Origin of the sequence: Hyphomicrobium sp., from assembly GCF_041659645.1 — a bacterium.
Lineage (GTDB): Bacteria > Pseudomonadota > Alphaproteobacteria > Rhizobiales > Hyphomicrobiaceae > Hyphomicrobium_B.
The window spans coordinates 614,752-633,864 of the sequence record NZ_JBAZXX010000004.1; the positions used below are offsets into that span (position 1 = coordinate 614,752).

General features: G+C 61.5%; 20 protein-coding genes. 13 read left to right on the top strand and 7 right to left on the bottom strand.

Annotated features, from left to right (window positions below):
- The first annotated feature begins 12 nt into the window (after window positions 1-12).
- The 3 genes from WC811_RS17385 to WC811_RS17395 all read left to right on the top strand — a co-directional run bounded on the left by WC811_RS17385 (window position 13) and on the right by WC811_RS17395 (window position 1,179).
- Window positions 13-273: a hypothetical protein gene (locus tag WC811_RS17385; protein WP_372646593.1), complete on the top strand. Its 261-nt coding sequence runs from the start codon at window positions 13-15 to the stop codon at window positions 271-273.
- 75 nt (window positions 274-348) lie between these two features.
- Window positions 349-603 carry a GlsB/YeaQ/YmgE family stress response membrane protein gene (locus tag WC811_RS17390; protein WP_372646594.1) on the top strand — a complete coding sequence of 85 codons (255 nt, stop codon included), beginning with the start codon at window positions 349-351 and terminating at the stop codon, window positions 601-603.
- A 102-nt stretch (window positions 604-705) separates the two neighbouring features.
- The gene (locus tag WC811_RS17395) at window positions 706-1,179 is read left to right on the top strand and encodes a type II toxin-antitoxin system RatA family toxin (RefSeq protein WP_372646596.1); all 474 of its coding nucleotides are present in this window, start codon (window positions 706-708) and stop codon (window positions 1,177-1,179) included.
- Here the strand turns inward: WC811_RS17395 and WC811_RS17400 are convergent.
- The 5 genes from WC811_RS17400 to WC811_RS17420 form a co-directional block, all read right to left on the bottom strand.
- Window positions 1,169-2,041 (bottom strand): pentapeptide repeat-containing protein, encoded by an 873-nt coding sequence (locus WC811_RS17400; RefSeq protein WP_372646598.1) that lies wholly within the window; start codon window positions 2,039-2,041, stop codon window positions 1,169-1,171. The two genes, WC811_RS17395 and WC811_RS17400, sit on opposite strands and share 11 nt — an antisense overlap.
- The gene (locus WC811_RS17405; RefSeq protein ID WP_372646599.1) at window positions 2,038-2,529 is read right to left on the bottom strand and encodes a CinA family protein; all 492 of its coding nucleotides are present in this window, start codon (window positions 2,527-2,529) and stop codon (window positions 2,038-2,040) included. The genes WC811_RS17400 and WC811_RS17405 overlap by 4 nt, the downstream gene beginning before the upstream one ends.
- Window positions 2,530-2,637: 108 nt before the next feature.
- On the bottom strand, window positions 2,638-3,123 hold the full coding sequence (locus WC811_RS17410) for a MarR family winged helix-turn-helix transcriptional regulator (protein WP_372646600.1): 486 nt from the start codon (window positions 3,121-3,123) through the stop codon (window positions 2,638-2,640).
- A 176-nt stretch (window positions 3,124-3,299) separates the two neighbouring features.
- A complete protein-coding gene (locus tag WC811_RS17415; protein ID WP_372646601.1) occupies window positions 3,300-3,920 on the bottom strand; it encodes a cation transporter in 621 nt (206 codons plus the stop codon).
- Window positions 3,917-5,104: a bifunctional 2-C-methyl-D-erythritol 4-phosphate cytidylyltransferase/2-C-methyl-D-erythritol 2,4-cyclodiphosphate synthase gene (locus tag WC811_RS17420; protein ID WP_372646602.1), complete on the bottom strand. Its 1,188-nt coding sequence runs from the start codon at window positions 5,102-5,104 to the stop codon at window positions 3,917-3,919. The genes WC811_RS17415 and WC811_RS17420 overlap by 4 nt, the downstream gene beginning before the upstream one ends.
- A gap of 284 nt (window positions 5,105-5,388) precedes the next feature.
- Between WC811_RS17420 and dusB the strand changes: the two genes are divergently transcribed.
- The 9 genes from dusB (at window position 5,389) to WC811_RS17465 (ending at window position 16,958) form a co-directional block, all read left to right on the top strand.
- Window positions 5,389-6,375, top strand: coding sequence for a tRNA dihydrouridine synthase DusB (gene dusB / locus WC811_RS17425; RefSeq protein ID WP_372646603.1), 987 nt, complete (start codon window positions 5,389-5,391; stop codon window positions 6,373-6,375).
- Window positions 6,372-7,541, top strand: coding sequence for a nitrogen regulation protein NR(II) (locus WC811_RS17430; protein WP_372646604.1), 1,170 nt, complete (start codon window positions 6,372-6,374; stop codon window positions 7,539-7,541). The genes dusB and WC811_RS17430 overlap by 4 nt, the downstream gene beginning before the upstream one ends.
- The gene (gene ntrC, locus WC811_RS17435; protein ID WP_372646605.1) at window positions 7,541-8,986 is read left to right on the top strand and encodes a nitrogen regulation protein NR(I); all 1,446 of its coding nucleotides are present in this window, start codon (window positions 7,541-7,543) and stop codon (window positions 8,984-8,986) included. The genes WC811_RS17430 and ntrC overlap by 1 nt, the downstream gene beginning before the upstream one ends.
- Before the next feature lie 247 nt (window positions 8,987-9,233).
- Window positions 9,234-11,564, top strand: coding sequence for an ATP-binding protein (locus tag WC811_RS17440; protein ID WP_372646606.1), 2,331 nt, complete (start codon window positions 9,234-9,236; stop codon window positions 11,562-11,564).
- A 32-nt stretch (window positions 11,565-11,596) separates the two neighbouring features.
- Window positions 11,597-12,997 carry a sigma-54-dependent transcriptional regulator gene (locus tag WC811_RS17445; protein WP_372646607.1) on the top strand — a complete coding sequence of 467 codons (1,401 nt, stop codon included), beginning with the start codon at window positions 11,597-11,599 and terminating at the stop codon, window positions 12,995-12,997.
- A gap of 11 nt (window positions 12,998-13,008) precedes the next feature.
- Window positions 13,009-13,872, top strand: a complete 864-nt coding sequence (locus WC811_RS17450) for a D-amino-acid transaminase (protein WP_372646608.1) — start codon at window positions 13,009-13,011, stop codon at window positions 13,870-13,872.
- Window positions 13,873-14,056: 184 nt separating this feature from the next.
- Window positions 14,057-14,305 (top strand): RNA chaperone Hfq, encoded by a 249-nt coding sequence (hfq, locus tag WC811_RS17455; RefSeq protein WP_372646609.1) that lies wholly within the window; start codon window positions 14,057-14,059, stop codon window positions 14,303-14,305.
- Complete coding sequence (gene hflX, locus WC811_RS17460; protein WP_372646610.1) at window positions 14,302-15,720, top strand: GTPase HflX; 1,419 nt, start codon at window positions 14,302-14,304, stop codon at window positions 15,718-15,720. The genes hfq and hflX overlap by 4 nt, the downstream gene beginning before the upstream one ends.
- An 11-nt stretch (window positions 15,721-15,731) precedes the next feature.
- Window positions 15,732-16,958, top strand: a complete 1,227-nt coding sequence (locus WC811_RS17465; RefSeq protein ID WP_372646611.1) for an FAD-dependent oxidoreductase — start codon at window positions 15,732-15,734, stop codon at window positions 16,956-16,958.
- Here WC811_RS17465 and mazG read toward each other — a convergent pair.
- Both mazG and WC811_RS17475 read right to left on the bottom strand, forming a co-directional pair.
- Entirely contained in the window at window positions 16,955-17,830 is an 876-nt protein-coding gene (gene mazG / locus WC811_RS17470; protein ID WP_372646613.1) for a nucleoside triphosphate pyrophosphohydrolase, read from the bottom strand. The genes WC811_RS17465 and mazG overlap by 4 nt on opposite strands.
- Before the next feature lie 71 nt (window positions 17,831-17,901).
- Window positions 17,902-18,591 carry a DUF2306 domain-containing protein gene (locus WC811_RS17475; RefSeq protein WP_372646614.1) on the bottom strand — a complete coding sequence of 230 codons (690 nt, stop codon included), beginning with the start codon at window positions 18,589-18,591 and terminating at the stop codon, window positions 17,902-17,904.
- Here WC811_RS17475 and WC811_RS17480 point away from each other — a divergent pair.
- Window positions 18,590-19,075 carry a hypothetical protein gene (locus WC811_RS17480; protein ID WP_372646616.1) on the top strand — a complete coding sequence of 162 codons (486 nt, stop codon included), beginning with the start codon at window positions 18,590-18,592 and terminating at the stop codon, window positions 19,073-19,075. The two genes, WC811_RS17475 and WC811_RS17480, sit on opposite strands and share 2 nt — an antisense overlap.
- Window positions 19,076-19,113: the final 38 nt, after the last annotated feature.

Sequence of the window (19,113 nt, forward strand, 5' to 3'; positions counted from 1 at the left end):
GCGGTTGTTCTTGTGACCGTCCTCACGGGCGCGCTCCAAGGTTGCGGCGGCGCGGCCGGGGGCAGCGGGGGAGATCCGGGGGCAAGGCCGCTTCCTCCCGGCGAATCATGCGGCTCGATCCGTAGCGAACTCAATCGTCTCGATTCGAAGGGCGTGCCGGCGCAGGTCGAGCGCGCGAGCAATGGCGGCAAGCTCAACGCTGGGCAGCGGTCCGACGTTGACAAGTACAACGACCTGCTCAATCAATATTTGGGCGCGCGCTGCCACGTCTAGATCGCCTTTCGGTAGGCCGAGGTACATCGTTTCGGCTTCCGAATTCCCGGAAAACGACCTGCGACGGAGATCACGATGGACAGTCAAACCCGCGATTTGATCGTTTTCGCCTTGATCGGCATCGTCGCCGGCTTTCTGGCGTCGTTGGTCGTCGGCGGTGATGGGATCATTCGCTATCTGATCACCGGTATCATCGGCGCATTTGTCGGCGGTTATCTGTTCCGGGCACTTGGGATCAATCTCGGGATCGGCAACGCGCTCGTCACCCAGATCGTGACAGCCGCGATTGGCGCCATCGTCGTCGTCGTCCTGGCCCGGCTGATCGCGTAAGCGATCCTTCGCAAGACGCGATTCTTGCCGCCGCAAAGGCGGTGCAGAAATGCCGTCATATGCTTTTCACCCAGGCCCGCCCTGTGCCATAAGACCGGCGCCATGCCGTCTTTTTCCTCCCAGCGCCACGTTTCCTTTTCGGCCGCGCAAATGTATGCGCTCGTCGCCGACATCGAGAAATATCCGGAATTTCTGCCGCTTTGCACCGGCTTGATCGTTCTGTCTCGCCGCCGCCAAGGAGAGGGAGAAGACGTGACCGCTCGCATGAGCGTCGGCTACAAATCGATTGCCGAAAATTTCACGACCCGCATCGTCACCGATCCGGCGGAGCGTCGCATCGACGTCAGCTATCTCGACGGCCCCTTCAAGCGTCTCGACAATCGTTGGCGTTTCATCGATGACGCCTCGGGCTCGACCGTCGATTTCTTCATCGACTACGAATTCCGTTCGAAACTGCTCGGCGTGCTGATGGGCTCGATGTTCGACCAGGCATTCCGCCGCTTCAGCCAGGCCTTCGAAGAGCGCGCCGCGACGATCTATGGCAACGCCCGCTCCGTAACGGCCCCTAGCGGATAATTTTATCCGAGTTTCGAGCGAGCGAAAGACTCTTGAGGGTTTCAAGCCCCTTTGCGTCGTGAAGACGTGCGCCGGAGAGATCCGCGCCGCTAACGTTGGCATCCGTCAGGTCGGCCCCGGTCAGGTCGGCTCCGGTCAGATCCGCGCCGCTGAGATCGGCGCCGGAAAGGTCGGCTTCCTGTAGGTTGGTCGCGCGCATGACGGCGCCCTTCAGCACGGCAAAGCTCAATTGTGCCCGCTCCATGTTGGCGCGCGTCAGGATCGCACCCGACAGGTTGGCGCCGGTGAAGGACGTCCGCCAAAGATGTTCGATGAAGCCCGATTTGTTGGTCGGCGCGCAGACCGAGTCCGTCAGATCGGCGCCGGAAAAATCCGAGCCGGAGAAATCGCCGAAGAATTTCACTCCTTTCAATGACGCGCCTTTGAGGCTCGGAGCTTCATGTGGGACCGGCGTGAGGGCAGACGTGGTCGACGGCCTCATCATCGTCGCGCTATCGAGCGTTGCGCCGTCGAGCCGCGCCCCGATCAGCGTCACGCGATCGAGACTAGCCCCGGTCAGATCCGTCCCCGAGAGATCGGCGCCGGTAAGGTCCGAGCCGAAAAGATTGGCCTGTCGGAGGTCGGCTTTCTTGAAGTCGAGACCCGCAAGATCGAGCCGCATCAAATTCCGGCTGTTGAGCGAGGGGTGGCTTCCAGGCGCGGCGCGGAACAAAAGAATTGAGACGTCGCGCGCGGAGAGATCGGCGGCTCCAGCCGATGATGCAAAGAGCAACGACGGGAGCGGCGTGACGCAGAGCAACGCGCCGAGCGCGACTTTGGCGAACCCTGACAGGTTGAGCGCTAGGCTCCGACATCCGCTCATGTGGCCGCCTCTTCGAGCAGTCTCAAAGCCGCCCTGAGGCTGGCCAAGCGCACGTCATCGCGGCCAGCATCGCCGAACATATGCCGTTCCACGCGTGGAGCATCAAATACTGATGCGGCGGCGATGTAAACCAGCCCGACCGGCTTGTGCGCGCTTCCTCCGCCAGGACCGGCGATGCCCGTGACGGAAACCGCCAGATCGGCGCCCGTCGCGCGGAGGGCGCCTTCCGCCATCGCGTGCGCAACCGCTTCGCTAACCGCGCCGTGGTGGGCGATGAGACCGGGATCGACGCCGATCATCTGTGCTTTCGCTTCATTCGAATAGGTAACGAAGCCGCCGGAAAAGACGTCTGAAGATCCCGGAACAGCCGTTATCGCCGCCGCGACCAAGCCGCCGGTGCAGCTTTCGGCTGTGGTGAGCTTCCTGTTCTGAGCCCGCAGGGCGTCGATAAGCCGTTTGGAGATGTCGAGAACGTCGATGGGGAACAATGGAAGGCCTCGTCGCTGATGCCAAAATGAAAATGGGGAGCGCTTCTGATGAAGCACTCCCCGATAAGGCTATCTAGAGAGAGGAGAAGGTGCAAACGACCTAGCTGATCAGGCCGCGGCCAGGACTTCAGCGTGTGAAAGTAGATTGTCGAGAACGGACCGGCTCTCAGTGCCCATGGCACCAACAGCGCGTTTTTGGGCTTCCTGCCAGATCGGATAGGCATCCTTCAGCACAGCTTGACCTTTGGGCGTAAGGTGCAAGCCGCGTCCCCGCCGACCGGCGGGCGGATCCATAACGATGTGGCCAAGTCCCAACAGGCGTTTCAAGTTGCGGGACAGTGTCGACTTCTCGATGTCAAGCTCGTGACCAATCTCGACGGCCGTGATGCCGTCGCGAGACGCTAGCTGGGCAAGTAGCGTATATTGGCTTGCGGTGATGCCGAGTGGGCGCAAGGCATCATCGTACACCCTCGTGACGATACGCGAGAGCTGACGAACACGAGTCGCCAAGCACATCTCGGCTTGAGCCTCAGCGATTGTGCTGATAGCCGCATCGACATGTTGACGGTCGAGGTTTTGGGGCATGATGTTCATATCGGCTCCCGTATGGGCACTCTCGAGTGGATCGTGGCAATACAACCACGCCTAAGTGTGATGACGCGATTCTGCCTTGAGGGTCAATGGAGAAAGGCGTTGCAAAGCAGCATCTCGTGCTCCCGGGATGCGTTAGCGCGCGCGGCAACAACGCTTTGCCGTACTTCGCTAAAATATCAGGCCCGCGACTGCGCGTGCTCTTCCCGAGCAGCTTCATAAACTTCATGCGCCGCGCCGGCGTTGAGCGCGGCAATACCAAGGCCTACGATCAGGTCCGGCCAGTGCGATTGCGTCACGCCGGTCAATAGCCCCGCAGCTATGATCGCGACATTCGCCGCGACATCGTTTCGGGCCGACAGGAACGCCGCTTTGGTAAGACTGCCGCCCGCGGCTCGGAAAGGCGCCAAAAGCCACGCGCAGATGGAATTGACGATCAGCGCGCCCGCGCCTGTGACGGTAATCGCAACGGCACCTGGCACCAGCCCGCTCGAAAAATTCTGCCATGCGGTCCAGAGCGTTGCCACCCCCGGCACCAGAATGATGACGGCCAGAAGCATCCCAAGTTTCGCCCGCCGGGCCACAGAGAACCCGAGCCCGGCCAGGATCAGCAGGTTGATCGCACCGTCTTCGAGAAAATCGACGCTGTCGGCGAAGAGCGCGACCGAGCCGATCGCGAGCGCCACCGCAAACTCTATTCCGAAGTAGGTGAGATTGAGCACGGCCACGTTTCGAACCGTCAGCCGCAACGCGCTGTTCGTCGCGATATCCGGCTCCGGGTTCTGCGGCACGTCGCTCATGCTGAGGTCTGCTCCGATGGAATAAACACCATCGCCGTGGCCATGGCAGCGATGCCTTCGCGACGTCCGGTAAAACCCATCTGCTCGGTCGTCGTAGCTTTGATGCCGACCCGGTCAGCCGAAATCCCGAGCACGCCGCCAATCAGGTCTTGCATCGCCGGACGATGCGGGCCGACACGCGGCGCTTCGGCAAGAACGGTGATATCGACATTGCCAACACGTCCGCCGCGTTCGCGCACGCGCCGCACGGCATCTTCCAGAAAAAGCTTCGAGGCGGCGCCTTTCCACTTCTGATCGGAAGGCGGGAAATGCTGGCCGATATCGCCGTCGCCGATCGCGCCGAGCAAGGCATCCGTCAGCGCGTGCAAGACGACATCGGCGTCGGAATGGCCTTCGAGCTTGTGCGTATGGGGAATTTTGATCCCCCCGAGCCAGACATGATCGCCCTCGCAGAAACGATGAACGTCAAAGCCTGTGCCGACGCGCGGTTCGATCGCGCGCGCTAATTGCTGATCCGCCACTTCCAAATCCTCTGCCGTCGTGATTTTGACGTTGCCGCTCGAGTCTTCGACGATAGCTACGTCGAGGCCCGCCCATTCGGCAATTGCTGCGTCGTCTGTGAATGTATCATTGCCAGCGTCCGCTGCTTTGCGGTGCGCGGCCAGGATCGGCCCGAAGTGAAACCCTTGCGGGGTTTGCGCCCGCCAGAGGCCCACCCGGGCGATCGTTTCCGTGATGATGCCATCGGACGCGCGCTTCAGCGTGTCGGTAACGGCCAGCGCGGCGAGAGCGCCAGGTCGCTCGCCCAGCGCCGCAATGACGCTCGCGATGGTTTTATCGGAGACGAAGGGGCGCGCCGCGTCGTGAATGAGAACGATATCGGGCGCGGAGGAGGCGAGGGCCTCAAGGCCGCGCAAGACGGATGCCTGCCGGGTTGCACCCCCGATTGCTGGCGCGGAAAGCTTCTCGGACTCGAATTCGGTCGCGACGCCGCTATACAACTGCGCGTCGTCCGCATGAATGACGACCTTGACCTCGTCGATCTTGGAATGCCCTACAAACGCGCCGATCGCCCGGCCGAGAACGGTTTTCCCGCCGATAACCGCGTATTGCTTCGGACCCGAGCCTTGTGCCGCGGCGCGCGTCCCCCGTCCGGCCGCGACGATCAGAGCGGCAATGCGCAAAATAGCTCTCCCCTTAATCCGGATGTGCCCAAGTTCATGGCTGCAACTCCCTGCCTGCTACGAGGCCATTCCGCAACTCCCTCGTGTTCGCGCGCGGTGCCGGAAACCTCGGATGTTGCCAATTTCATAGCCAGAAGACGCCTGGCCGCGTCAAATGGGCAAATTGTAAATGTCTTGTTCGCCCTTGCGAAATCATTCCCCCTTGCCTAGTCTGCACAAACTCACGGCAGAAACGCTTTCTGCTCAACGAATGGGCAAACGCTACGCCATTCGATTAGGACCGCATGCTGGAAAACATCGTAAACGGCGCGCCGCCCGCAGTGCTGGCGCCCATGTCCGGAGTAAGCGATTTACCCTTCCGGCGCTTGGCTCACCGCCTCGGCGCGACGCTCGTCGTCTCCGAAATGGTTGCCAGCGAGGAATTGGCGAAGTCGCGCCGCGATGTCCTGCGCCGGGTCGAGGGCAGGGACCTCACACCATTTGTCATACAACTCGCGGGGCGCGAGGAGCACTGGATGGCCGAAGGCGCGCGCATTGCCGAAGCCAAGGGCGCGAACGTCATTGATATCAACATGGGCTGCCCCGCCCGCGAGGTGACGGGCAAGCTGTCGGGCTCGGCGCTGATGCGCAACCTCGATCACGCGCAATCGCTTCTCCGTTCCGTCATCAACGCGGTCGGCGTCCCCGTGACCTTGAAGATGCGGCTCGGATGGGACGACAAGAACCGTAACGCCGCCGAACTTGCACGCCGCGCCGAGGCCGAAGGCGTCAAGCTCATCACGGTCCATGGCCGCACGCGATGCCAGTTCTTCACCGGAGCCGCCGATTGGACGGCGGTCCGCTCGGTCGTTGACGCAACGTCGCTTCCCGTACTCGTTAACGGCGACATTCTTTTACCGGCTCATGCGCGCGCGGCCCTCGAAGCATCGGGAGCGAAAGGCGTGATGATCGGACGCGGCGCTTACGGCGCGCCTTGGATGCCTGGTCGGATCGCGAAGTATCTGGCGTCGGGCCGTGACCCGGGCGATCCGGCGCTCTCCGAGCAATGCGATATCGCCGTCGAGCACGTCGAAACGATGCTCGGGCACTACGGCAAAGACTTAGGACTGCGCAACGCGCGCAAGCACATCGGTTGGTATCTTGCGTCGAGTGGGGCTAGCGACGCAATCGTGAAGGCATGGCGGGGAAAGCTTTGTGTGATGCTGGAACCGCAACGCGTGATCGACGGACTCAAAGCCTTCTACTCTGGTACGGAGTCTCTCGCGGCATGAGCAGCAAGTCGGTATCGATACGCAAATCTGAACGCGCACCTGCGACGCTCCCTCCGGGATCGATCGTCGATTGCGAGGATCTTCTGAGCGCGCTTCCGCACCCGATCCTCGTTGTCGCCAACGATTACTCGATCGTATTTGCGAACGCAGCCGCCGAGTCCTTCTTCTCGATGGGCGCCGCGGCGCTGACGCGGAGCCGCATCTCCGACATCGTTGCCTTCGGCTGCCCGTTGCTCGGTCTGGTCGAGCAGGTGCAGGCCACAGGCGCAACTGTAAACGAATACGGCATCGAAGTCGCGACACCGCGTTTTTCCGGCGCCAAGCTTGTCGACGTTTACGGCGGGCCGCTGCCGGAAGAGCCGCGCAACATGTTCATCATGCTGCAGCAGCGCTCGATGGCGCAGATGATCGAGCGGCAGCTGACGCATCGCGCCGCCGCGCGATCCGTCTCCGGAATGGCGGGCGTGCTGGCCCACGAGATCAAGAATCCGCTGTCCGGTATTCGCGGTGCTGCGCAGTTGCTTGAGCCCGGCTTGTCGGACGAAGATCGCGCCTTGACCCAGCTCATCTGCTCCGAGACCGATCGCATCTGCAATCTCGTCGATCGGATGGAAGTATTCGGCGACGAGCGGCCGATAACGAAGGACGCCGTCAACATCCACGACGTCCTCAACCACGTCCGCCGCATCGCCGAGCATGGCTTCGGCCGCAACGTGCGCTATGTCGAGGATTATGACCCCTCGCTCCCCCATGTTCTCGGTAACCGCGACAAGCTCGTCCAGGTCTTCCTCAATCTTCTGAAGAACGCAGCTGAAGCTATCGGCGAAAAGCACGACGGTGGCCGCATCATCATGCAGACGGCATTTCGCCCCGGCGTGCGGCTGTCGCTTCCCGGCTCCGATACCCGCGTCAGCCTGCCGTTGATGATCCAGATCGAGGACAACGGCAGCGGCATCCTGGAGCATATGAAGCCGCACCTCTTCGATCCGTTCGTCACGACGAAACCGTCAGGCAGCGGCTTGGGCCTAGCCCTCGTAGCGAAGATCATCGCCGATCACGGCGGCATCATCGAATGTGAAAGCGAACCCAAACGCACGGTCTTCCGCGTGCTGCTCCCGATGCAGCGAACACGCCCCGCGGCCGTGCCGACGACGAGAGAGACTTGATGGCCAGAGGCACCATACTGATTGCCGACGACGACACCGCCATTCGCACGGTGTTGAACCAGGCGCTGGCGCGCGCGGGCTTTGCACCCCGTGCAACCGGCAACGCGGCGACCCTTTGGCGCTGGGTTAGCCAGGGCGAGGGCGATGTCGTGATAACCGACGTCGTCATGCCGGACGAGAACGCGTTCGATCTCATTCCGCGCATGAAGAAGCTCCGCCCCGATCTTCCGATCATCGTCATGAGCGCGCAGAACACGCTGATGACAGCGCTCACGGCGGCCGAAAAGGGCGCGTTCGAATATCTTCCCAAGCCCTTCGACTTGAACGAAGTGGTCGCCGTCGTATCGCGTGCTCTTTCCGAGCCGAGCCGCAAGCGCCAGGCGCCAACGACCGAGCGCGAGACGGATGAACTGCCGCTCATCGGCCGTTCACTACCGATGCAAGACATTTACCGCGTCCTCGCCCGTCTCACTCAGAGCGATCTGACGGTGATGATCAACGGCGAGAGCGGCACGGGTAAGGAACTCGTCGCGCGCGTGCTGCACGATTACGGGAAGCGCCGTCACGGCCCGTTCGTTGCGATCAATATGGCCGCGATCCCGCGTGAACTGATCGAAAGCGAACTCTTCGGCCACGAGAAGGGGGCCTTCACCGGCGCCCAGACGCGCACGCCGGGCCGCTTCGAACAGGCCGAAGGCGGCACGCTATTTCTCGATGAAATCGGCGACATGCCGCTCGAAGCCCAGACGCGGCTTTTGCGCGTGCTGCAGCAGGGCGAATACACAACCGTCGGCGGCCGCACACCGATCAAGACGAATGTCCGCATCATCGCCGCGACCCATCGCGATCTGAAAACGCAGATCCAGCAGGGCCTCTTCCGCGAAGATTTATTCTACCGCCTGAATGTCGTGCCGATCCGCCTGCCACCGCTGCGCGAACGTCTCGAAGACGTCGGCGACCTCGTGCGCCACTTCCTCCGCCAAGCTTCGCGTGAGGGTCTCGGCCAGAAGTCCATCGAGAGTGCAGCCATCGAACGCCTCAAGGCGCATCCGTGGCCGGGCAACGTCCGCGAGCTTGAGAACGTCGTCCGCCGGCTTGTTGCGCTTTATACGCAAGACACGCTGACCGCTCAGATCGTCGAACAGGAACTCGCCGGCTCGGCAATCGCGCCGCCCATCGGGGGCGCGGCCGAAAGCGGAGATCTTGGCGAAGCCGTCGAGCGCTTTCTGGCTCGGTATTTCTCGTCGTTCGGCAACGATCTGCCGCCGCCGGGTCTCTATGACCGCGTCATCCGCGACGTCGAGAAGCCGTTGTTAAGCGCCGCGCTGGCCGCGACGCGGGGCAATCAGATCCGCGCCGCCGAGCTTCTGGGACTGAATCGGAACACGCTCCGCGCCCGTATTCGCGATCTCAACATCCGGGTTTTCCGCACGGTCGAGGGCTAAAGCCCCCGGCCGGACCGCCCTGAGTTATCCACAGGCTGCGGTCTGTCAGACATTTGGCGCTTGAACTGCGCCACACCCGTCGCGAAAATGTCACAGTTAGGTTGTTGTTTCTTCCGGCATGGTGCGGGATCGCCGCTCCATGTGCGTCGGCGGCCGATCCGTGCCGCTGGGAAGCGCCGTCGCCGATGCCTGCTAATCGATAATTAGAAAACGAATTCAGAGCGATAGTTGAGTTGGTCGGAAACTGATGAACGCCAGCAACAGCGATGGCAAACCTGACACGATCGCGCCAAGCGATCCTGAGGTTATGGCTGCCCTGATGGAAGAGGGCGCAACATCGCTCAACCCTTCGGACCGCGCGTTCTGGTTCGGATTGGGCGTCGTCGTTCTCTCGCTCACGTCCGCGCTCGTCAGCTATTTGATCCTGACGGGTCTAACGAATATCGCGCCTCGCAACGAATACGTTTGGGCAGCGCTCGCGGTGAACGCAGTCCTGATCCTCACGATGTTCGGCACGATCGGCTGGCAGGCGTGGGGCCTTCGCCGCGCTTGGAAAAAGAAAATTCCAGGCGCACGACTGCATACGCGCATCGTCTTGCTTTTCAGTTTGATCGCTGCATTGCCAGCGGTGCTTCTCGCAGTCGCCGCGACGACGACGTTCTCACGCTCGCTCGACGGCTGGTTCTCAGGCCGCACGAGCGCGATCGTCGAAAACTCATATGACGTGGCGCGCGCCTACGTCGACGAGCACAGCCAGATCATCCGGACCGACATCGTCAATATGGTCCGCGATATCAACGGCGAGTCCGCAAGCCTCAACAACGATCCCGACGCCTTCCAGAAATTTCTTATCGGCCAAGCCGGTCTGCGCGATCTGACGTCGGCCTACATCATCGATGCCGAAGGCGTGCCGACCGTTCTGGCCCTCGACGACCCGAAGCTGCCGTATGTCCTGCCGCCGCCATCGGCCATCAAGCAAGCGGAAGCCGGTCAAGTCGCGCTATCGCGGCCTTCGAGCGATTACCGCATATCCGCCATCGCCAAGATCGACTCGATGCCCGGCCGCTATCTCTACGTCGCCCGCGGCGTCAGCCCGAAAGTCATCGAGCATCTGAAAAGCACGGAGCAAAACGTCTACGAGTATTCGCGGCTGCGGCAGGCCAAAAGCGGTCTCAAGGTTGCGCACGGCCTCATCTACTTCATGATCTCGCTGACGTCGCTGCTCGCCGCCATCTGGGTCGGTATGTGGTTCGCGGGCCGCTTCGTGGCGCCGATTCGCCGATTGATCGCCGGCGCGCAGGAAGTGTCGCGAGGCAACCTCGGCATCGAACTCCCCGAGCGTCGCGGCGAGGGGGACCTTCGACGGCTCTCGCGAACGTTCAACCTCATGACGCGCGAACTGAAGAGTCAGCAGGACGCGCTCGTCACCACCAACGCCCAGTTGACCGAGCGGCGCAACTTTATCCAAGCCGTTCTCTCCGGCGTGTCGGCCGGCGTGATCGGCCTCGACAGCGCCGACCGGATCACACTCCTCAGCCGTGCCGCCGAGGGACTGCTTGGATGTCAGAGCGCGGACGTCGTCGGCAAGCATCTGACCGACGTCGTTCCCGAATTCGGTGCCGTGCTGGCAGCACCCGATGAGAGCGGCTTCAAGACCAAAGGCCAGCACGAAATCAAAAAACAGCTCGGCGACGAAGAACGGACGTTTGCCGTCAGGATCACGCACGAGCGGGAAGGGGACGAGGGCGACGTCGGCTCCGTCGTGACGTTCGATGATATTTCCGAACTCGTCCTGGCTCAGCGCACGAGCGCGTGGGCTGACGTTGCCCGGCGCATTGCCCACGAAATAAAAAACCCACTGACGCCGATACAACTTGCGGCCGAGCGTTTGCGAAAGAAGTTCGGATCGCAGATCGGCGAAAACCGCGAACTGTTCGAGACCCTGACGCAAACGATCGAGCGTCAGACCGGCCAGATCAAAAGCATGGTCGACGAATTTGCTTCGTTCGCACGTATGCCGCAGCCGGTCATGGCCGACCAGGATTTGCGCCTTGCCGTCCAAGAGCCGGCCGTGCTCTTCCGCGAAAGCAATAAGGACATCGATTTCAAGCTCGAGATTCCGGACCGGCCCGCCAAGGCGCATTTCGATCTGCGGCTGATCTCGCAGGCAGTCACCAATCTGATCAAGAACGGCGCCGAAGCCATCGAGTCTTATGGGGAACCGCAAGGTCGTCCGGCCGGCTACAAGGGCGAGATCGAGGTCCGGCTCGTGCCCTATGCGGATCGGATGGCGATCGAGGTCATCGACAACGGCATCGGGCTACCGAAACAAAACCGCGCCAAGCTTCTCGAACCCTACGTCACGACGCGCGCAAAGGGGACTGGCCTCGGTCTCGCAATCGTGCAAAAGGTCGTCGAACAGCACGGCGGCGCGCTTTCACTTGAGGACGCACCTTTGACCGCCACGCGCTCGCGTGGCGCACTGGTCCGTCTCACTCTGCCTCTCAAGACCATAACCTCTGAACCTTCTTCCGCCGAGCCCCTACGCTCTGCAGCACATGCAGTCGGCGGTGCATGATATGAAACGCTTAACCCCCCAGGAGCGCAGCAATGTCAGCTGATATTTTGATCGTCGACGACGAGGCCGATATCCGGGATCTGGTCGCCGGCATTCTCCAGGACGAGGGTCATCGAACACGCCTCGCGCGAGATAGTGACGAAGCGCTGCGGGCCATCGAAGACCGCAAGCCACATCTCGTCGTCCTCGATATTTGGCTGCAGGGAAGCCGTCTCGACGGCCTCGAAGTCCTGACGGTGATGAAACGCACCTACCCGGATCTCCCCGTCGTCATCATCTCGGGGCACGGCAATATCGAAACGGCGGTGACGGCGATCAAGCGCGGCGCCTACGATTATATCGAAAAGCCCTTCAAGTCCGACCGGCTCGTGCTGGTCGCCTTGCGCGCGCTCGAAGCTTCTCAGTTGAAGCGTGAGGTGAAAGAGCTGAAAGAGCGTTCCGTCGTTTCGGCGGAGATGATCGGCAAGTCGCCGGCTATCAATCAGCTCAAAAACAATATCGACAAGGCTGGCCCGACCAACAGCCGCATCATGCTGCGTGGCTCCTCCGGTTCCGGCAAGGAACTCGCAGCCCGCGTCCTGCATCAGAAGTCGCTTCGTGCCGACGGCCCGTTTGTCGTGCTCAATGCGGCTGCGATGGTTCCCGATCGCGTCGAGGACGAACTCTTCGGCACCGAAGATCGCACCGGCGGCCCGCGCAAAGTCGGCGCCCTAGAAGAGTCACACACCGGCACGCTCTACATCGACGAAGTCGCCGACATGCCGATGGAGACCCAGGGCAAGATCTTGCGCGTCCTCGTCGAGCAGAAGTTCTTGCGTCTTGGCGGCTCGCAGAAGGTATCGGTCGACGTTCGGATCATTTCGTCGACCTCGCGCGATCTAGAGCAGGACATTCGCGAAGGCCGTTTCCGTGAAGATCTTTATCACCGCTTGAACGTCGTCACGCTCCGCGTGCCAAGTCTTGCCGAACGCCGCGAGGACATCCCGGAACTCATCCAGTTCTTCATCGGGCAAGTCGCGCAGACCTCGGGCCTCGCGCCGCGCCGCATCGGTGAGGACGCGATCGCGGTTCTGCAGGCTCACGACTGGCCGGGCAACGTCCGCGAGCTTCGAAACAACGTTGAACGCCTCTTGATCCTCGCGGGCGGGGACGCCAATGCCGCAATCACCGCCGACATGCTGCCGGATGAAATCGGCTCGAACGTGCCGCTCCCCGTCAACGGCGGCGCCGAGCACTTGATGTCGCTTCCGCTTCGCGAGGCGCGGGAAATTTTCGAGCGCGAGTACCTCTTGGCCCAGATCAATCGTTTCGGCGGGAATATTTCCCGAACGGCGGAGTTCGTCGGCATGGAACGCTCCGCGCTCCATCGTAAGCTCAGGGCGCTGGGCGTATCGTCCGAACAGCGCAGCGGCGACCTCAGGTCCGCCTCCTAGGAGCGATCCGTTTGACCCGCATCGTCTACGTCAACGGCGCCTACAAGCGCTATACGGAAGCCGCCGTCCACGCCGAGGATCGCGGCTTTCAATTTGCCGACTCCATTTATGAAGTCATTGATGTTCTCGACGGCCGCCTCGTCGATGCCACGCGGCACCTCGCGCGTCTCGACCGCTCTCTGAATGAGCTTTCGATTCCGCCGCCGATGTCCAACGCCGCACTGCTCCGGGTGATTGCGCAGGTGATCCGCCGCAACCGCATCCGCGATGGCATCGTCTATATACAGGTGACCCGCGGCGCCGGGCCGAGGGATTTTGCTTTGCCGCCATTGGGAACTTTGCCGACGCTGGTCGTTCTGGCCCGGGCTCAACGCAAGGGTTGGGCAGCGGAACTCGCCGAGACCGGCATCGCGGTTAAAACGATTCCAGACAACCGCTGGGGTCGCTGCGATATCAAGACGGTGATGCTGCTACCAGCTGTCCTCGCCAAGGATGAAGCCCGTAGAACGGGCGCGAAAGAAGCCTGGTTCATCGATGCTCAAGGACATGTGACGGAGGGCGCGTCGAGCAACGCCTGGATCGTGACGGCAGACGGGACGCTCGTCACCCATCCGCTCGATCGCCAGATCCTTCCGGGCGTCACGCGCGCGACTGTCATGGATGCTGCCAAAGCGGAAGGTCTGAACGTCGAGGAACGGTCGTTCAGCGTGCGGGAAGTCCTGAGCGCCCGGGAAGCATTTGTGACCTCGGCTACGAATATCGTCATGCCTGTGGTGAAGATCGACGGCGCTCCGGTAGGCGATGGCCGGCCCGGACCACTGGCGCGGAGACTACGCTTGAGATTTCATCATATTGCTGAATTTTCAGCGGGGTAGTGCGAACCTTGCCGCATTGTGCGGGACCTCAATGGATGTAGAGTGCGGTCGCTTCGATCGTCATCGTCCCCCCGGTGAAAATCGAAACCGCTGTAGCGCTTCGTTGCTTTTCAAACGCGACGGCGCAACACGTTTCAGACAAGACGCTCTCACAAGACGTCGTGACAATAAACGGACAACAAAAATGGCGGCCGAAAAAACTCAAAATCTGCAGGACACATTTTTAAATTATGTCCGCAAGAATAAAACACCTCTGACGATCTTCCTCATCAATGGCGTGAAGCTTCAAGGCATCGTCAGCTGGTTCGACAATTTCTGCGTTCTCCTCCGCCGCGACGGCCATTCGCAGCTGGTCTACAAGCACGCGATCTCGACGATCATGCCTGGCGGCCCGGTCAATCTCAATGATCAGGACGAGGGCGGCGCGGGTTGATCTCGCGCCCCACCAAAGAAGACGGCGACGACGAACGGCCTGAGGGCAAGGGAAAGCGCAAGGGCCGGCGAGTTCCGGAAGAGACGCGCGCTCCACAGACACGCACACTCGTTGTCGTGCCGGTGTGGAAGCGCCAGGTTCGCGTTGGCGAAAAGACAAAGCCGTTTCCCCAAATCCACACGCCGGAAAATCGGTTGGCGGAAGCCGTCGGGCTTGCGCACGCCATCGAGCTCAACGTCATTGATGCCGTGATCGTGCCGCTGTCCGAACCGCGCCCATCGACGCTGCTGGGGGCCGGTAAAGTTGACGAACTGAAGCAAACGGTGGCCGATCTCGAAATCGGCTTAGTCGTCATCGACCACATCGTCACGCCGGTGCAGCAACGCAATCTTGAGAAAGCGTGGAACACCAAGGTTGTCGACCGAACAGGATTGATCCTCGAAATTTTTGGTGCGCGCGCCCGCACGCGTGAAGGTGTGCTGCAGGTCGAACTCGCGCACCTGACGTACCAGAAGGGCCGCCTTGTTCGCGCCTGGACCCATTTGGAACGTCAGCGCGGCGGCGGCGGCTTTCTCGGCGGCCCCGGCGAAGCCCAGATCGAACTCGACCGACGTATGCTTCAGGACCGCATCGACGCCATCAAACGCGACCTCGCCGACGTCAAGAAAACACGCGACCTGCATCGCAAGGGCCGTCGCAAGGTGCCGTACCCGGTCGTCGCGATCGTCGGCTACACCAACGCCGGCAAGTCGACTCTCTTCAACAAGATCACCGGTGCTGGTGTCATCGCGATGGATCAGGTCTTCGCGACGCTCGATCCGACGATGCGCGAGGTAAAGCTGCCAAGTGCTCGCCGGATCATCCTGTCAGATACCGTCGGCTTCATTTCGGACCTTCCGACCATGCTCGTCGCGGCCTTCAGGGCAACCCTCGAAGAAGTTGTCGAAGCCGATCTCATTTTGCATGTGCGCGACATCGCGCATGACGAAACCGAAGCGCAGGCGCACGATGTCGAGAAGGTGTTGACCGATCTCGGCATCGACACGCTGCCGGTTGAAAGCAACATCCTCGAAGTCTGGAATAAAATCGATTTGCTCTCAGACGATCGCAAGACGGAGCTGCAACACGAAATTGAACGCAACGGCCGTCCCCCGGTGCTCGTTTCCGCCGCGACGGGGGAGGGGATGGCGTCGCTGCTGGAGGCGATCGACGCCCGCCTCGGTTCATCCGATCAGATCCTCGATGTCATCATTCCGGGCAGCAGCGGCGCGCTTCTCAATTGGCTCCACGAGACCTGCGATGTCCTGGCGCGAGAGGAGCGTAAGGATGGCAGCGTCGAGCTGCGCTTGCGAATTCCGAGCGAAAAGAAAAATCGCGTCGTCGGACAGCTTCGCAAGAACGGAATTTCCGTCTAAGGTCCGTCCCCATGGATCAACGCGTGTCATGCTGCGTTACCGGCGGCGGCCCGGCTGGAATGATGCTCGGCGTGCTGTTGGCGCGCGCAGGCGTCAAAGTCTGCGTCCTTGAAAAGCACAAGGACTTCCTCCGCGATTTTCGCGGCGATACAATTCATCCATCCACGTTGCAGTTGATGGAGGAACTCGGTTGGCTCACCGATTTTCTCAAGCTTCCGCACCAGGAAGCGCAACGCATCTACGCGCAGTTCGGAGATACGCGCGTCGAGATGGCGAATTTCTCCTACCTTCCCATCACCACCAAGTTCATCGCGCTGATGCCGCAATGGGACTTTCTGAATTTCCTCGCCGACAAGGGCCGCGCCTATCCGAATTTCGATCTGAAGATGAGTACGGAAGCAACCGGCCTCGTCTACGACGGTGACCGCGTTTCAGGCGTGAAAGCCAATGGACCGGATGGTCCGATCACAATCAACGCCGATCTCGTCGTCGCCGCGGACGGCCGCTCAAGCACGCTCCGGGCAGCGGCCGGTATGGTCAGCGAAAACTTCGGCGCGCCGATGGACGTCATGTGGTTCCGCTTGCCGCGACTTCCGACCGACACCGAAGAATCGCAGGGCCGTTTCGACGCCGGACATATCTTCATCATGCTCCAGCGCGGCGACTATTGGCAGTGCGCTTACATCATTCCGAAAGGCGGCGACGCCGGCATCCGCGCCGCGGGTCTCGATGCGTTCCGAAAATCCGTTGCGGGGCTTCTTCCATTCGATTCCACGCGCGCCAACGCCATCCCCGATTGGGATCACGTCAAGCTGCTGACAGTCGTCGTCGATCGATTGAAGACGTGGGCGAAACCCGGGTTTCTCTGCATCGGCGATGCCGCTCACGCAATGAGCCCCGTCGGCGGCGTCGGCGTCAATCTCGCCGTACAGGACGCCGTCGCGGCCGCGAACCGGCTGTGGCAGCCCTTGAAGGAAGGCGACCTGCAATTCAGTGATCTCCAGGCCGTGCAGTCGCGCCGCGAATTCCCAACCGTCGCGACCCAGCGCTTGCAGCTCGGCATTCAGAACATGGTCATTTCGAAGACGCTCGCGGCTAAGGGGCCGATCAAACCGCCGCTGTTCGCCAGCTTGGTCAAAGCGCTGCCGTTTCTATCGCGGATTCCAGCGCGGCTGCTGGGCTTGGGCTTTCGCCCCGAACACGTGGCTGAGCACATCAGAGCCGCCGACGGGCGCTAGCTCTTTTCGAGCGCTTTGGCTTCGTCCCAAAGTGCATCCATCTCGGCGAGCGTCGATTGCGATGGCGTCTTCCCGCGCTCCGCCAGCACCGTCTCGATATGCCCGAAGCGGCGGACGAATTTCTGATTTGCGCCGCGAAGCGCCGCTTCCGGATCGATCTCGAGGTGCCGCGCGATGTTCGCCATCGCAAACAACATGTCACCGAATTCCTCTTTGACGGCGTCGGATGGCGCCTTCAAAGACGCTCCGCGTGGGTCATGAAGCAAGGCGACCTCTTCAAATTCGGCGATCTCTTCTTTCAGTTTCTCGAAAACAGGAAGCAGGTTCGGCCAATCGAATCCGACCTTCGCGGCTTTGTTCTGCAACTTGATCGCGCGCGTCAGGCCAGGGAGGGGAGCGGGAACGTCCGCCAATGTGACCGGTCCCTCAACCGAAGCCACGCGACCTCCCGATAACCGCGCGCGCTCGGCGGCTTTCTCGGCGCGCTCTTCCGCCTTGAGTTGATCCCACGTCGCCTTGACCGTCGAAGGATCGCGCTGCGCCCCGGCACCAAACACATGCGGATGACGCCGGATCATCTTCTTCGTCACCGCTTCCACGACGTCGCCGAACGCGAACGCGCCTTGCTCCTCCGCGAGACGCGAATGGTAGACAACCTGCAGAAGCAGATCGCCAAGCTCGTCCTTCAGGTCGGCGAGGTCGTGCCGCTCGATCGCGTCGGCGACCTCATACGCTTCCTCGATCGTATAGGGCGCGATCGTCTCGAAGGTCTGCTCAAGGTCCCACGGACAGCCGGTGACGGGCGTGCGAAGCGCCGTCATGATTTCGATGAGCCGCGAGATCTCGCGCGAAGGTTTCAACGTATCGGCCATGTCCGTCCTCTTATCCGCCGAGGCCGGACACTAATCGACGCCGTGGAGATGGGCGAGAGCCCAAGCTGCGGCTATCTCTCCAGAAGGATTGAGGTAACCCCGGAGTTTCCCATCACGATCGCCAACGGAAGCATCCAACCGGCCCAGGCCGCAAAGGCATATGCTGGCTCGAACGGCAAATTGAGAGCGATCGCCGTTCCGGTGATGACACGAAACCAGACGGCGCCCGTCGTCACCGCAAGCATGGCCACCATCAAGCGCGCATGCCGCGCGATCTCCCGCTGGCGTATCGCGACAAGGGCTGCAGCGAGAAGATAAAGCCAGACGAGGCTTTGCACGAAAAAGCCCAGGCGAGAGGTGAGGGGCGAATGGCTCATGATGGCAACGGGGATTGCAGTCAGCCCCCCAATCACCACAAATGCGCCCAACAGCCGGCCCAGCGGTCTGTGAAGCTCTGGGTGCCGCCGCGCCAACACGACGGCGGGAGCGAGCAGCAGCACCAGCGCCGAAGACACCATGTGGACGGGAAAGAGAAGTGGCGCCCGCCCGGCGAGCTCGAACATTTGATAGGGCAGCGCGATGAGACCTAGGCCCGATCCGATTGCGACGACGCCCACAGGAATAATGAGGACGATCATGAGCAACAGAATCGTGACGCGAAGCACAAACCGGACGTTGCGCGGCGGCGCCTTGTCAGGAGGGAGAGGTGGTGCCGTCAGCGCTGTCTCGATCATCGTGTTATCCGTCATGGCGATAAGCATGATCGCCTTTCGATTTGGCGGTTCCGCGGCGGCCGACGAAAGCCCCGGCGTAAAGGACGTCACACCGATCTCGCTCGCCGGTCGATGGACAGGCAGCTATTACGGCTACGGCCGGAGCAGGGACGGCCAGGATTGCGGCGACTCCGGTTGCCGAATGATGTTCGACATCGTTGCGTGCAAGGATGGTTGGTGCGGGATCGCCGTTAAGACCGACAAATCTTGCGGTGCCGTCGGGCTGCATCTCGCCGCCGATGCTAAAGCCGGCGAAAAAGTTTTTGATGGCCAGTTGGAGCTTGCCAAAGGTGCGGCGCCTTATGTCGTCCAGGCTTGGCACAATACGGATAAGGAAACCGGCATCACCGAGATGCATTTCGTCGGCGACACCGGAACCAAGCTTTTGATGATCCGCCGCTCGTATCCCTTTGAAGCGACCCTGACGCGCGCAGGCGATGCAACCTGTACGCTCGACAAAGCGACGAGCTGAGACGCATCGAAACGAAACGCCGTTGCCGCAAGCCGCGT